Origin of the sequence: Acinetobacter sp. 22512, from assembly GCF_052044755.1 — a bacterium.
Taxonomy (GTDB): Bacteria; Pseudomonadota; Gammaproteobacteria; order Pseudomonadales; family Moraxellaceae; genus Acinetobacter; species Acinetobacter pittii.
Window position 1 is genome coordinate 1 of sequence record NZ_JBQENP010000052.1, and the last position, 374, is coordinate 374.

General features: G+C 49.7%; 1 protein-coding gene. It reads left to right on the forward strand.

Annotated elements, in window-relative coordinates; genetic code table 11:
• Positions 1 to 341, forward strand: a 341-nt coding sequence (locus ACTJJG_RS19050) for a recombinase family protein (RefSeq protein ID WP_026471933.1), incomplete at its 5' end; no start/stop codon positions are given.
• Positions 342 to 374: the final 33 nt, after the last annotated feature.

A 374-nucleotide genomic window follows, 5' to 3' on the forward strand; every position in this document is an offset into this window, starting at 1 on the left:
ATCTTGGGCATTTCGGGGTATCTCTGGTGGCACAAACAGGTTTGCAGTTTGACCTTTCCACATCTCAGGGAAAGCTCATGGCTTCTGTGATGTCTGCATTAGCAGAGTTTGAGGGAGATTTACTACGTGAACGTGTGCGCTCTGGTGTAGCAGCGGCACAAGCGCGGGGCGTTGTGTTTGGTCGTCGTCCTGGTCAACGTACCAAGTCAGATCGTCTGGCACCTAAAGTGTTGGAGTTGGTGTCTGCTGGACACTCTTATCGACAAGTCGGTCGGCTGGTCAATCTAAGCAAAAATACCGTGTTGGATATCGTTAAAAGAAGTCGGAGTGAAAATCCTTAGCGTGCTATATTTTCCGTTTCCTGAGACGACCCC